This is a genomic window from Kitasatospora sp. NPDC056783, assembly GCF_042789895.1.
In the GTDB taxonomy this organism is placed as follows: domain Bacteria; phylum Actinomycetota; class Actinomycetes; order Streptomycetales; family Streptomycetaceae; genus Kitasatospora.
Map to the genome: position 1 here is coordinate 1 of NZ_JBHUAF010000254.1, position 12,445 is coordinate 12,445.

Sequence of the window (12,445 nt, forward strand, 5' to 3'; positions counted from 1 at the left end):
GGTGAACCCGTCGGGCTTGATGGTGAGTGTCTGCTTGATCGTCAGCTGGTAGTCGGCGTGGTCGATCAGCCGGTACCGGTGGACCAGCATGCCCAGCAGCATGGTCGCCTCGTGCAGCGCGAACTGCCGCCCGATGCAGGCGCGTTCGCCGGTGCCGAAGGGCTTGAAGGCGTGCGGGGAGCGGGCTTCCTCCCGCTCCGGGTCGAACCGGGAGGGGTCGAACAGCTCCGGATTGTCGCCCCAGGCCGGGTCCCGGTGCAGCATCGACGTGTGGACGAAGACGCTCTGCCCGGCGCGCAGCGGGATCCGGCCGCCGAGCAGGGTGTCCTCGCGCGCCTCGCGGCTGAATCCGGGCGCCGTCGGCCACAGCCGCAGCGCCTCGTTGAGCACCTGGCGGGTGAGGCGCAGCCGTCCGACGTCCTCGTAGGAGGGCTCCGGGTCGGCCTGGGCGCCCCAGAGTCCGTCCACCTCCCGCTGCACCTGCCGCAGCACGGCCGGGTGCTTGGCCAGGTAGTGGAGCGCGAAGGAGAGCGTGCCCGAGGTGGTCTCGTGGCCGGCGATCAGGAAGGTGATCACCTGGTTGCGGATGTTCTCCGCGTCCAGCCTGCTGCCGTCGGAGGGGCGCGCCGCTCCGAGCATCAGCCCGAGCAGGTCCTCGGCCGGGCCCTGGACACCCTCGCCGGCGCGGGCGGTGATCACCTCGTCGACGACGGCGGCCAGGTAGTCGGCGTCGGCCCGGAAGGCCGCGTCGCTCTCGCCGTGGTCGGCCTCCGGGTCGCGGGTGAGCTTGACCATCGCCCAGTTCAGGCAGCGCACCATGGCCTCGACGAAGGGGTGCGGCTCGTCCCGCTCGAAGGAGCCGAAGTCGAAGCCGAAGCCGGCCAGTCCGATGGTGTCGAGGGTCATCCGGGTCATGTCGCCGGGCACGTCCACCGGCAGTCCGGCGGCCTGCCGCCGGTCCCAGGAGTCCACCAGCCGACGGGCGACCCGCAGCATCACCGGATGGTAGGTGCGCATCGAGCCGAGTGCGAAGGCGGGCATCAGGATGTCGTGCGCCCGGGCCCAGTTGGGCTCGTCGTTGTAGGCGGTGAACAGGCCGTCGCCGGCGAACCGGCGGACGTTCTCCAGGCCCGGGCCGATCGACTTGGTGAACCTGGTCTCGTCGGCGAGTTCCTCGACCAGTTCCAGTCCGCTGACGATCAGGGTGTCGTGGCCGTGCAGCCGCTGGACGAACGCCGGGCCGTGCTCCCTGGCCAGTTCCATGGTCCGCAGCGTCGGGGCGGCGACCGGCGGCGCCGACGAGATGTCCACCAGGGGAACGGTCGGACTCTCGCCCTCGGTCGTCTTCTCCACCGTCTCGGTCATCGCGGTCCCTCCCACAGCGGCACAGTTCGGATGCTTCCACTGTGCGCCCACCGGGCGGGGGGTCGAGCGGCGATCACTACATGATTGTGTAGTACCCGGGGCGTCCGCGGACTTGCCTACGAATCGTCAGCTCTGGTGCGCGCGGGCGCCACGGGGAGGAGGAGCGCACATGCGAACGACCGAGGGGTGCCCCGGGCCGGCGCCGGGCAGCCGGCCCGACGCCGCGGTGATCTGGCGCAACCGGGCGCTGCGGCTGCTGGACCACGTGCAGTTGCCCATCGCGGTGTGCGAGTTCGGCGGCCGCATCCTGATCGTCAACCGCGCGATGGCAGCCGAATTCGGCTTGCTGCCCGGACAGTTGCGCGACCGGAGAATCCTGGAGTTCTTCACTCTCGGGGACAGTGCGACGCTCCAGACGCTCACCGAGGCCGTCCGGCTGCACCGCCGCTCGCGGTATCCGGCCAAGGTCTCCTGGACACCGGTCGGCGGCCGCGAGCGGCACGGCGAGATGGCCGTCGAACTGGTCGCCGACACCCCGGAGCAGACTCCGAGCCTGCTGCTCTCGCTGCGGGCCGCGGAGCCCCCGGCACCCACGGGCGAGGACCCGCCGGGCGGCCCGCGCCCGGAGGTCAGTCCGGTCGAGGCCCGCATCCTGGCCGCGGCGGCCCGGGGTGACACCACCGCGCAGATCGCCCGGGAGATCGGTGTCACCACGGACGGGGTCAACTACCACCTGGCCCGGCTCTCCCGCCGCTGGCGCGTGCCCAACCGCACGGCCCTGGTCGCCCGCGCCTACGCCACCGGTGTGCTGGCCGCGGGCGCCTGGCCGCCGCGGCCGGCGTGACGCACCGCGCTCAGGACCGGACCGCCTCGATGAAGGCCGTCCCGATGGTCGGGTCCGGGAGCGGGCGCCCGTAGGTCTCGCCGAGGTGGACCAGGGTGGTGACCTCGGCCTTCCAGCCGTGCTCGTCCAGCCACCGGCCGGTGCCCGGGCCGAGCCCGCCCCGCCACAGCGCGGTCATCTCGGCGAGGGCCGGGTCGGCCGGTGTCCGGCTGAGGTCCCGGCCCTGCTCCAGCAGCACCCGGCTGCCCGGGGCGGCCAGCGCGGCCACTGCGGTGAGCAGGGCGGCCGCGTCCTCGGCGGTGAGGTAGACCAGCAGCCCCTCCGCCAGCCAGGTCGAGGGCCGTACCGGGTCGAACCCGGCCTCCACCAGCCGCTCGGTCCACCCCGGGTCCACCAGGTCGGCGGGCAGCGCGGTGACCTCGGCACGCGGCACGGCGCCGAGACCGTCCAGCACCCGCGCCTTGAACTCCAGCACCGGGCCCAGGTCCAGTTCGAACACCCGGGTGCCGGCCGGCCAGTCCAGCCGGTGGGCCCGGGCGTCCAGGCCCGCCGCCAGCAGGACCACCTGGTCGGCGCCGACGGCGAGCAGCCGGTCGTCGTAGAAGCGGGTGCGCAGGATGCCGTGCGCCATCAGGATCCTGCCCAGCTCGCTGGGCGGGCCGGAGGGGGCCAGCGGCAGGCCGGCGGCGGTGACGAACGCGGCGGCGTACGGGTCGACGAACAGCGGATCGGGGCGGGTGCTCTCGTAGGCCCGCACCCGGGCGACGGACAGGGCGGTGCGGGAGACCGGGCTGAGCGGTTCGGAGGTCGTCATGCCCGGCAATCTACTCGGACGCCCGTCCCGGCCCGCGGCCCCCTCCGAGTTCCACAAGTCGGTGACAAACCGCTCCGGTCACTCCCCCCGCCCCGCCGTTGCCTGCCATCATCCGGGCTGAACACCCGGGTACGGACCCGGGGTTGGCCGAAGGAGTGCGATGGACGCGCGGAGCGACGCCGATGAGTGAACAGCACGATGCCCCGGGCCCGAGGGACGCGGCGCCCGCCCCCGGGGCCCCCGCCCCGATACCCCGGCGCTCCGGCGCCCGGTCCGCCCTCCGGACCGCCGGCTCGGCCGCCCTCGTGCTCGTCCGGGTCCTGGCCGTGGTCGCCGGCCTGTCCGTCGTCGTCCTCGGCTTCCTCCGGTTCGACGACGCCTACGACGAGGCGGTCGCCCACCGCGGGGCACCGCCCTGCGGCGCCGCCGTCACCACCGGCTGCACCACGCGGGAGACCGGCAGGGTCGTCAAGATGCACGCCGACGAGAACTCCGATTCCGCCGCCTACGAGCTGACCGTCTCCCGCGAGACCGCGCCCACCGCCACCTACAACGTGAGCGAGGGCCTCTACGACAGCGAGGAGATCGGCGGCGAGGTCCAACTGACGCTCTGGCAGGGCCGCGTGGTCACCTTGTCCCACCAGGGCCATCGCTGCGACACCCTGAGCTACCCCTGGCTCACCTCCCTCACCGTGGGCGGCCTCGTCGGCGCGGGCACCGTCCTCGGCGTCTACGGCGCGCTCGGACGCCGGCTCACCGGCTGGGCGACCCCGCTCCTCGCCCTCCCCGCCGTCGCCCTCCTCACCCTCCCGACCGGCGCCTTCCTCCTCGCCCTCGGCTGGCACTACGCCGTCGTCCTCACCATCGCGCTCTTCGGCTGGCTGCTCCTCACCACCATCACCGTCGGGGCGTCCTGGGACGACCCGGTCTGACGCAAGGCGACCCGCCGACCGCACCGTGGCCCGGTAGCCGGGTCAGCCGACCCGGCGCCCCTCCTCCACGCCACCGACCGCTTGCGACGGACGCTCGACCAGTTCGGCCATCAGCGCCCGGTCGGCGGCGCCCGTCGGGGTGAACAGCAGCACCGTCGCGGAGGGGTCGTCCACCGGACGGAAGGACGACAGCGTCAGCCGGACCGGGCCGAGGCCGGCCGGCTCGACGGTGACGGTACGGACGGTCAGCTCCGCCACCGAGTGGCACCCCCACCAGTGGCGGAGCTCCGGCGCGTCCTCGTCCAGGTGGCGATGGACCTCGCCGGTGCGGGGATCGGCCAGGGCGGGGCCCGCCTGGGCGCGGAAGTGCTGGAAGACGTTCATGGCGAGCGGTTCCCAGTCCCGCAGCACGGCGCGCACCCGCCGGTCTGCGGCCACCACCCACATCAGGTTGCGCCGGTCGGCGGGCAGCGCCTCGGGGGCGCCCCAGAGCGCCACCCAGGCGGCGTTCCAGCCGCACAGGTCGAAGTGACGGTCCAGCAGGACGGCCGGGCTGGTCGGCCAGGAGTCGAGGACCGGCCGGATGGCCTCGGCGATCCGGCCGGTGCCCGCCGGGCCGGCGGCCGGGGCCGGCTCGTGGAAGCCGGCCAGCCGCAGCGCGTGCCGCAGGCCCGCGTCGTCCAGCCGCAGCACCCGGGCGATCGCCTCCAGCACCTGCCGGGAGGCGGCGACCCGCCCCTGCTCGACCCAGGTGTACCAGGCGAGGCCGACCCCGGAGAGCGAGGCGACCTCCTCGCGGCGCAGTCCCGGGGTGCGGCGGCGGGTGGTGGCGGTGAGGCCGACGTCGGCGGGCTTGAGAAGTTCTCGGTGGGCGCGCAGGAAGGCGCCGAGTTCCCGTCCGGCGGGGTGGGTTGGCACGGTGGGGCTCCTCGGCCGTGATCGGTGCGGTGCTTCGGCGACCGCCCGGTGGCTCGGCGGCCACCCCCAGCGTAGGGGCGGCCCGCCGCTCGTCCCAGGGTTGAGCGGCGGGCTACACACGCTGTTCACGGGACGTCGGCGTCCGGGGCCGGACGGGCCTGTGACCGGAAGTAACAGCATCAGGAGACGACTGGCTGTCCGGGCCGGCCGTCCGCGACGCTCCTTCAAGCGGCCACCGCCGTCGCGGCGGCGCCCCGAAGGGACAGCACCGCCACGCCCGCCCCGCCCCGAGCACTCCGGTGAAGGAAACCCACCCGATGACCACGCCGCACCCGCCGCACCGCCCCGCCGAGTCCCGGCCGCCCAAGTGGGGCATCACCCTCCCGCTGCCGGGCCTGACCGTCGACCGGCACCGCTTCCTGGTCGAGCGGCTGCCCGACCTCGGCTACACCGACGTGTGGAGCGCCGAGGGCGGCGGCACCGACGCCTTCACCCCGCTGGCCGCCACCGCCGCGTGGTCCCCGTCGCTGCGGATCGCCACCGGCATCGTCCCGGTGCACACCCGGGGTCCGGCGGTCCTCGCCCAGACCGCCGCGACGCTCGCCCAACTCGCCCCCGGCCGCGTGCTGCTGGGCATCGGCGCCTCGGTGCCCGCGCACGTCACCGACATCAACGGCATCCCCTTCGACGAGCCGTTCAAGCGGACCCGCGACGTGCTGCGCTTCGTCACCCGGGCGCTGCGCGGCGAGTACGTCACCGGCGGGTTCGACACCTTCGACATCACCGGCTACCGGTTGCCGCACCCGCCCGCCGAGCCGGTCAAGGTGATCCTCGGCGCCCTGCGACCCACCATGCTCCGGCTCGGCTTCGACGAGGGGGACGGCGCCATCACCAACCTGCTGGTCCCGCACGACGTCCCCAAGATCCTGGACACCGTCGGCCCGCGGCCGCCCGGCAAGGAGCTGGTGGTGAAGGTCTTCGTCTGCCCCACGGAGGACACCGACCACGCCCACCGCGTCGCCCGGCCCTTCCTCGCCTGGATCCTCAACCGCGAGCCGTACCGGAGGTTCCACGAGTGGCTGGGCCACGGCGAGTTGCTCGCCGAGACCCACCGCCGATGGGCCGAGGGGGACCCGGAGGGCACCCGGAAGGCCCTGCCGGACGAGGTCGTCGACGGGCTCTTCGTCAGCGGCTCGCCCGAGGAGTGCCGCGAGCGCGTCCTCGCCTACCACCACCCCGGCGTCACCACCATCCAGCTGTACGTGTCGCTGCCGCCCGAGGTCCTCGCCGACCGGGCCAGGCTTCTCGACACCCTGGCCCGACTCGGCCCGGCCTCCCGCTGACCCGCCCCGCCACCCGTCCTCCCGAGGAGGACCCGTGCCCCCGGAGATCCGCTGCGGGGGGCGCGCGCGGCTCCCGCCCCCGGCGACATCCCGCGGGAGCGCCAGGCCCCGCGCTGGGCGCCGGACGACCGCCGCGGCCGGTGAGCGGCCCCGGGCGGCGAACGCGGCGCCGCCCCGGGGGCCTCTCCCGGGGCGGCGGCGCGGCACGTGCCGTCAGCAGATCCGCGGCAGTTGCTCGCCCATCGGCAGGTCGACCACCCGGGTGCCCCCGAAGCCGGTACGGGCGACGACCATCCCCGGGTGCTCCCGGACGCACTCGCCGATCACCACGGCCTCCGCCCCGAGCGGGTGGGCGCGCATCGCCGCCAGGACGGCGTCCGCCGAAACGCGCGGGACGAAGGCGACCAGCCGTCCCTCGTTGGCGATGTACATCGGGTCCAGGCCCAGCACGGCGCACGCGTTGGCCACCGGCTCCGGCACGGGGACGGCCCGCTCGCTGAGCACCACGCCGACCCCGGCCGCCACCGCGATCTCGTTGAGCGCCGCCGCCAGGCCGCCCCGGGTGGGGTCGCGCAGCACGTGCAGGTCGGCCGTGGCCGCGAGCATCGCCTCGACCAGCCCGCCGAGCGCCGCGCTGTCGCTGCGCACCTCGACCCCGAACTCCAGACCCTCCCGGACGCTCATGATCGCCACCCCGTGCAGCCCGATCGGCCCGCTGACGATCACCACGTCCCCGGGCACGGCCCGCTGCGGCCGGATGTCGACCCCGGCCGGGATCAGCCCGATGCCGGCGGTGTTCAGGTAGACGCCGTCCCCGTGCCCGGCCTCGACCACCTTGGTGTCCCCGGTGGCGACCTCGACCCCGGCGGTGCGGGCGGCGGCGCCCAGTGCCCGGGCCACCCGGTCCACCACCGCCATCTCCACCCCCTCCTCCAGGATGAAGCCGCAGGACAGGTAGGCCGCCCGGGCCCCGCTCATGGCGAGGTCGTTGACGGTGCCGTTGACCGCGAGGTCCCCGATGCAGCCGCCGGGGAAGAACAGCGGCCGCACCACGTAGGAGTCGGTGGAGAAGGCGAGCCGGGCGCCGCCCAGTTCCAGCACCGCGGAGTCGCCGAGCCCGGCGAGCACCGGGCCGCCGAAGGCCGGCGCGAACAGGTTCTGCACCAGCTCGGCGGAGAGCGCCCCGCCGCCGCCGTGTCCCATCACCACCCGGGGGTGGTCGCGCAGCGGCAGCGGGCAGCTCCAGCCCGAGAAGTCGGGCCGCCCGTCGGGCCGTTGGGTGAGCAGTTCGGTGTCAGCCAACGCGACTCGCCTCCCGAGACTCCCGAGAATCCTGCGGCTCCTGCGACTCCGGCGGCTCCGGGGACCGGATGGTCACGCCCGGCACGCCCAGCCGCCGGTACAGGTAGTACGCCGCGCACGCCCCCTCGCTGGACACCATCGTGGCGCCCAGCGGCGTGCGCGGCGTGCAGAGCGTGCCGAAGGCCTCGCACTGGTGGGGCTTGAGCAGCCCCTGGAGCACCTCGCCGCTGCGGCACTCGGCGGGCTCGCGGGTGGTGATCCCGGCGACGTCGAAGCGGTGCTCGGCGTCGTGGTCCCGGTAACGCGGCGAGAGCCGCCAGCCGCTCAGCGGGATCACCCCGATGCCCCGCCAGGAGCGGTCGGTCACCTCGAAGACGTCCTCCAGCACGGCCCGGGCCGCCGGGTTGCCCTCGGCCCGCACGGCCCGCGGGTAGGCGTTGTCGACGGTGTGCTCCCCGCGCTCCAACTGCCGTACGGTACGCCGGATGCCCTCCAGGATGTCCAGCGGTTCGAATCCGGTGACGACGATCGGCACCCGGTGGCGCTCCGCCAGCGCCGGGTACTCGGCGGTGCCCATCACGCTGCACACGTGCCCGGCGGCGAGGAAGCCCTGGACCCGGCAGTCCGGCGAGTCCATGATCGCGTCGATCGCGGGAGGCACCCGGACGTGCGAGACCAGCATGCTGAAGTTGCCGATGCCCTGCTTCCTGGCCAGGTGGACGGCCATCGCGTTCGGCGGGGCGGTGGTCTCGAAGCCGATGCCGAAGAAGACCACCTCCCGGTCCGGGTTCTCCCGGGCGATCCGCAGCGCGTCGAGCGGCGAGTACACCACCCGGACGTCACCGCCCTCGCCGCGGACCCGGAACAGGTCCCGGTCGGTGCCGGGCACCCGCAGCATGTCCCCGAAGGAGCAGAAGATCACCCCCGGCCGGGCGGCGATCGCCAGCGCCCGGTCGATCACCTCCAGCGGGGTGACGCACACCGGGCAGCCCGGACCGTGGATCAGCTCGACCTCCTCCGGGAGGAGTTGGTCGAGGGCGTGCCGGATGATGCTGTGCGTCTGGCCGCCGCACACCTCCATCAGCGCCCACGGCCGGGTGACCGTCGCCCTGATGTCGGCGAGCAGCCCCGCGGCCAGCTCGGGGTCGCGGAACTCCTCCAGGTACTTCACCGTCCGGCCTCCTCTGTCTCATCCGCCTTCGACGCGGCTTCCCACGGGTCGCCGAACTCCTCCTGCAACAGCCCGAGTTCCTCGAAGAGAGCCAGGGTGCGCCGGGCCGACTCCTCGTCCAGGCGCTGCAACGCGAAGCCCACGTGGACGATCGCGTACTCGCCCACCGCGAGGTCGGGCAGGTACTCCAGGCACACGTCCTTGACGACGCCGCCGAAGTCCATCACCGCCATCCGGGCCCCGTCCCGCTCCCCGATCTCCGTCACCCTGCCGGGCACCGCCAGGCACATCCGCTCTCACTCCTCCCGGGTGGCCGACGACCGGGCGGCCACCATCAGCTGGCCGAGCGCCAGCCCTCCGTCGTTGGGCGGCACCCGGCGGTGCCGCAGCACGGTGAAGCCGTCCTCTCCGAGGCCCCTCGCACAGGCCGAGGAGAGCAGCGCGTTCGCGAAGACCCCGCCGCTGAGCGCGACCACGGTGGTGCCGTGACGGTCCCGGACGGCCGCGCAGATCCGCCGGACCAGGTCGGCCACGGCGGCGTGGAAGCGCGCGGCGATCAGCCCGGCGGGGGCGCCGGCGGCCACCTCGGCCACCGCGGCGGCCAGCACCGGCCCGGGGTCGGCGATCCAGCCGTCCGCCCCGGCCGACAGCCCGAACCGGTAGCCCCCCGCCGGGCCGAACTCGCAGGCCGCCGCCTCCAGTTCGATCGCCGCCTGGGCCTCGTACCCGGCCCGCCCGCAGACCCCCGCGAGCGCGGACACCGCGTCGAACAGCCGGCCCATGCTGGAGGTCGGCACGCAGTGCAGACCGCGTTCCAACTGCCGCCCCAGCAAGCGCAGTTCCTCCTCGCCGCAGGCCTCCACCGGCGGCAGCCCGGGAGTCCAGGGCAGCCCGGCGGCGCGCAGGTGGGCGAGCGCCGTGCGGTACGGCCGCTCGACGGCCGCGTCGCCGCCCGGCAGCGCCACGTACCCGAGGTGGGCGAGGCGGCGGAACCGGTCGTAGTCGGCCAGCAGCACCTCGCCGCCCCAGATGGCGCCGTCCTCGCCGTAGCCGGTGCCGTCGAAGGCCACCCCGAGCACCGGCCGGCCGCCGTCCAGGCCGTGTTCGGCCATCACGGCGGCGATGTGGGCGTGGTGGTGCTGCACCCGGCGCACCGGCCGGCCGGCGGCGGTCCGCTCGGCGTGCCGCAGCGAGCGGTAGCCGGGGTGCCGGTCGGCGACGAGGAGTTCGGGCCGCACCCCGCTGACCGTGCCGAGCTGCTCGACGGCCCGGTCGAAGGCCCGCAGGGTGGCCAGGTCGTCCATGTCGCCGATGTGGCCGGACAGCCAGGCGTAGCCGTCCCGGGCCAGGGCGAAGGTGTTCTTCAGGTCCCCGCCGACCGCCAGCGCCGGGCGGACGGGAACCGGGAGCGGGAGCGGCAGCAGGCCCTCGACGGTGGCGAGGTCGCGGGCCATCAGGGCGAACGGCTTGTCGCCGCGCCGCTTGCGCCGGCGCAGCAGGGCGACGGCAGCGGGGTCGCGCGCGTCGCAGGCCAGGTGGTAGCCGCCGATGCCCTTGACGGCGAGGACCACGCCCTCGGCCAGCAGGTGCCGGGCCCCGGCGAGGGCGTCCTCCCCGGCCAGCGCGGGGCGTCCGGGCACGGTCAGTCCGAGGGTGGGCCCGCAGGCGTGGCAGGCGATGGGCTGGGCGTGGAACCGGCGGTCGGCGGGGTCGGTGTACTCCCGGGCGCAGTCCGGGCACATCGGGAAGCCGGCCATGGTGGTGGTCGCCCGGTCGTACGGCAGGCCGGTCACGATGGTGTGCCGGGGGCCGCAGTTGACGCAGCTGATGAACGGGTGCCGGTGGCGCCGGTCGGCCGGGTCCGCGAGTTCGGCCAGGCAGTCGGCGCAGACCGCGGTGTCCGGCGGGATCAGGGTGGTGCGGGGACCGCCGGGGCGGGACGCCACGATGCGGAAGCCGGTGGCGCCGGTGACGGCGAGCGGGGTGTGCTCCACCGCGTCCACCCGGGCCAGCGGCGGCGCGTCGCCGGCCACCCGCCGGCAGAAGGCGTCCAGGGCGTCCCGGCTGCCCTCGATCTCGACCAGGACGCCCTCGCCGGTGTTGGTGACGCTGCCGGCCAGTCCGAGTTCACCGGCCAGGGTGTGGACGAACGGCCGGAAGCCGACGCCCTGCACCAGGCCTCGGACGGCGACCCGCCGCCGCTCGTGCTCGATCGCCGGGTGACCGGCCGTCACGCTCTCTCCCCGACCGCGGCGTGACCGTGGCCGTCCGTGTGCGCGTGCTCATGCCCGTCGCCGGGCCCGTGTTCGTGCCCGTGTTCCTGCCCGTCGTCGTGCCGGTGCGGCGCCGGCGCGGACATCACCGGCCGGTGCGGCTCGGCCCCGCCCAGCACCGCCAGTGCCCGGTCCAGCAGCGCCCCGACGCCCTCCCCCGTGCGGGCCGAGGTGTTCAGCACCTCCACCCCCGGGTTGACCCGCCGGACGTTGGCCAGGAACGCCGCCTCGTCGAACTCCGCCGCCGCCGCGAGGTCCGCCTTGGTCACCAGCACCAGGTTGGCGAGGCCGAACGCCGCCGGGTACTTGAGCGGCTTGTCCTCGCCCTCGGTGACCGAGGCCAGCACCACCCGCAGCGTCTCGCCGAGGTCGTAGGAGGCCGGGCAGACCAGGTTGCCGACGTTCTCCACGAACAGCAGCCGGCAGTCCTCCGGCAGCCAGCCGTCCAGGTGCCCGGCGAGCATCCGCGCCTCCAGGTGGCAGAGCCCGTCGGTGAGCACCTGCTTCACCGGCGCGCCCGAACGGGCCAGGCGCCGGGCGTCGTTCTCGGTGGCGAGGTCGGCGGTCAGCGCGGCGACCGCCAGCCCGCGCCGCCGGGCCAGCCCGAGCTCGGCCTCCAGCAGGGCGGTCTTGCCGCTGCCGGGGCTGGACAGCAGGTTCACCGCGACCGTTCCCCGCTCGGCCAGCGCCGCGCGCAGTCGGCGGGCGCTGTCGTCGTTGCGGGCGAGGACCGCCTGACGGAGGTCGACCGTGCGGCACATCGGCATCAGCCTTTCTGTTCGGCCCGGGCTCCGGGGCCGTCGGCCCACCGGACGTCGAGGATCTGCAACTCGCGCCCGGACAGCAGCTCCACTCCGCCACCGCCGGAGCAGTTCGGGCAGCCGAGGTCCGGCGGCATGCCGACCGCCCACTCGACCGCGCAGGGGGCGCAGCGCGCCCGGGCCGCGACGGGCTCGGTGTCCAGCACCGCGCCCGCCACCAGCGTTCCGGCACAGGCGAGTTCAAAGCAGAAGTCGAGCGCCTCGGGCACCACCCCGGCCAACTCGCCCACCCGCAGCCGGACCCGGTCCACCCCGGGGGCGCCGTGTTCGCGCGCCGCCGCGTCCACCTGCTCGACGACGGCTTCGGCGATCGACATCTCGTGCATGGGTCCCTTCCCGGGGCGGGCGGCAACGGGCCCCATTACAGAGCGCGGTGGCGGCGGCGGCCCGAAGCCGCGCCGCCACCTCGGGCGGGGCTGCACCGTTCGCAGCAATCGGCGGCTCACATCCGCGAGATCCGCAGGTACCGCTTGAGGTCCGGCAGGCTCTGCCAGACCGCCGCGCCGATCCCGGCCAGCAGGGCCGCGCAGATCAGTTTCCTCAGCATGGTGTTGTCTCCTTCTCCGGTTGCGCGGCCTCGTCCACGACCCGCAGGACCACTCGGACCGCCTCCTCCACGGCGGCGGTGACGGGCTCGCTGAGCCCGATGCCCTCCTCCAGCG

Annotated in this window: 13 protein-coding genes; 3 read left to right on the top strand and 10 right to left on the bottom strand. The window is 74.9% G+C overall.

Annotated elements, in window-relative coordinates:
* A partial coding sequence (locus ACFRMQ_RS28345; RefSeq protein ID WP_380733503.1) for a cytochrome P450 occupies positions 1-1,365 on the bottom strand: 1,365 nt, incomplete at its 3' end.
* A 169-nt stretch (positions 1,366-1,534) separates the two neighbouring features.
* Here ACFRMQ_RS28345 and ACFRMQ_RS28350 point away from each other — a divergent pair.
* Positions 1,535-2,209, top strand: a complete 675-nt coding sequence (locus ACFRMQ_RS28350; RefSeq protein WP_380733504.1) for a helix-turn-helix transcriptional regulator — start codon at positions 1,535-1,537, stop codon at positions 2,207-2,209.
* Positions 2,210-2,219: 10 nt separating this feature from the next.
* On the opposite strand, the gene ACFRMQ_RS28355 is transcribed toward ACFRMQ_RS28350, so the two are convergent.
* Positions 2,220-3,023 carry an SAM-dependent methyltransferase gene (locus tag ACFRMQ_RS28355; protein WP_380733506.1) on the bottom strand — a complete coding sequence of 268 codons (804 nt, stop codon included), beginning with the start codon at positions 3,021-3,023 and terminating at the stop codon, positions 2,220-2,222.
* Between the two features lie 182 nt (positions 3,024-3,205).
* Between ACFRMQ_RS28355 and ACFRMQ_RS28360 the strand changes: the two genes are divergently transcribed.
* Positions 3,206-3,955, top strand: coding sequence for a hypothetical protein (locus ACFRMQ_RS28360; protein ID WP_380733507.1), 750 nt, complete (start codon positions 3,206-3,208; stop codon positions 3,953-3,955).
* A gap of 42 nt (positions 3,956-3,997) precedes the next feature.
* Here the strand turns inward: ACFRMQ_RS28360 and ACFRMQ_RS28365 are convergent, their stop codons facing one another.
* On the bottom strand, positions 3,998-4,873 hold the full coding sequence (locus tag ACFRMQ_RS28365) for a helix-turn-helix domain-containing protein (protein ID WP_380733508.1): 876 nt from the start codon (positions 4,871-4,873) through the stop codon (positions 3,998-4,000).
* A 317-nt stretch (positions 4,874-5,190) separates the two neighbouring features.
* On the opposite strand from ACFRMQ_RS28365, the gene ACFRMQ_RS28370 reads away from it, so the two are divergent.
* Positions 5,191-6,216: an LLM class F420-dependent oxidoreductase gene (locus ACFRMQ_RS28370; RefSeq protein WP_380733509.1), complete on the top strand. Its 1,026-nt coding sequence runs from the start codon at positions 5,191-5,193 to the stop codon at positions 6,214-6,216.
* Between the two features lie 213 nt (positions 6,217-6,429).
* Here ACFRMQ_RS28370 and hypE read toward each other — a convergent pair whose 3' ends face one another.
* The 7 genes from hypE to ACFRMQ_RS28405 form a co-directional block, all read right to left on the bottom strand.
* Positions 6,430-7,518: a hydrogenase expression/formation protein HypE gene (gene hypE / locus ACFRMQ_RS28375; RefSeq protein ID WP_380733510.1), complete on the bottom strand. Its 1,089-nt coding sequence runs from the start codon at positions 7,516-7,518 to the stop codon at positions 6,430-6,432.
* Positions 7,511-8,689: a hydrogenase formation protein HypD gene (gene hypD, locus ACFRMQ_RS28380; protein WP_380733511.1), complete on the bottom strand. Its 1,179-nt coding sequence runs from the start codon at positions 8,687-8,689 to the stop codon at positions 7,511-7,513. The genes hypE and hypD overlap by 8 nt, the downstream gene beginning before the upstream one ends.
* Positions 8,686-8,979, bottom strand: coding sequence for a HypC/HybG/HupF family hydrogenase formation chaperone (locus tag ACFRMQ_RS28385; RefSeq protein WP_380733512.1), 294 nt, complete (start codon positions 8,977-8,979; stop codon positions 8,686-8,688). Before ACFRMQ_RS28385 ends, hypD begins: the two co-directional genes overlap by 4 nt.
* 6 nt (positions 8,980-8,985) lie before the next feature.
* Positions 8,986-10,923, bottom strand: a complete 1,938-nt coding sequence (locus ACFRMQ_RS28390) for a carbamoyltransferase HypF (protein WP_380733513.1) — start codon at positions 10,921-10,923, stop codon at positions 8,986-8,988.
* Entirely contained in the window at positions 10,920-11,723 is an 804-nt protein-coding gene (gene hypB / locus ACFRMQ_RS28395) for a hydrogenase nickel incorporation protein HypB (protein WP_380733514.1), read from the bottom strand. Before hypB ends, ACFRMQ_RS28390 begins: the two co-directional genes overlap by 4 nt.
* Before the next feature lie 5 nt (positions 11,724-11,728).
* Positions 11,729-12,109 (bottom strand): hydrogenase maturation nickel metallochaperone HypA, encoded by a 381-nt coding sequence (locus ACFRMQ_RS28400; protein ID WP_380733516.1) that lies wholly within the window; start codon positions 12,107-12,109, stop codon positions 11,729-11,731.
* Between the two features lie 116 nt (positions 12,110-12,225).
* Complete coding sequence (locus ACFRMQ_RS28405; RefSeq protein ID WP_380733517.1) at positions 12,226-12,330, bottom strand: DUF6893 family small protein; 105 nt, start codon at positions 12,328-12,330, stop codon at positions 12,226-12,228.
* Positions 12,331-12,445: the final 115 nt, after the last annotated feature.

Bases quoted from the DNA above. Each gene is read 5' to 3' on its own strand.
- ACFRMQ_RS28370 (WP_380733509.1), top strand. From the start codon at position 5,191: ATGACCACGCCGCACCCGCCGCACCGCCCCGCCGAGTCCCGGCCGCCC.
- ACFRMQ_RS28360 (WP_380733507.1), top strand. From the start codon at position 3,206: ATGAGTGAACAGCACGATGCCCCGGGCCCGAGGGACGCGGCGCCCGCC.
- ACFRMQ_RS28400 (WP_380733516.1), bottom strand. From the start codon at position 12,109: ATGCACGAGATGTCGATCGCCGAAGCCGTCGTCGAGCAGGTGGACGCG.
- ACFRMQ_RS28385 (WP_380733512.1), bottom strand. From the start codon at position 8,979: ATGTGCCTGGCGGTGCCCGGCAGGGTGACGGAGATCGGGGAGCGGGAC.
- ACFRMQ_RS28355 (WP_380733506.1), bottom strand. From the start codon at position 3,023: ATGACGACCTCCGAACCGCTCAGCCCGGTCTCCCGCACCGCCCTGTCC.
- ACFRMQ_RS28405 (WP_380733517.1), bottom strand. From the start codon at position 12,330: ATGCTGAGGAAACTGATCTGCGCGGCCCTGCTGGCCGGGATCGGCGCG.
- ACFRMQ_RS28350 (WP_380733504.1), top strand. From the start codon at position 1,535: ATGCGAACGACCGAGGGGTGCCCCGGGCCGGCGCCGGGCAGCCGGCCC.
- hypB (WP_380733514.1), bottom strand. From the start codon at position 11,723: ATGTGCCGCACGGTCGACCTCCGTCAGGCGGTCCTCGCCCGCAACGAC.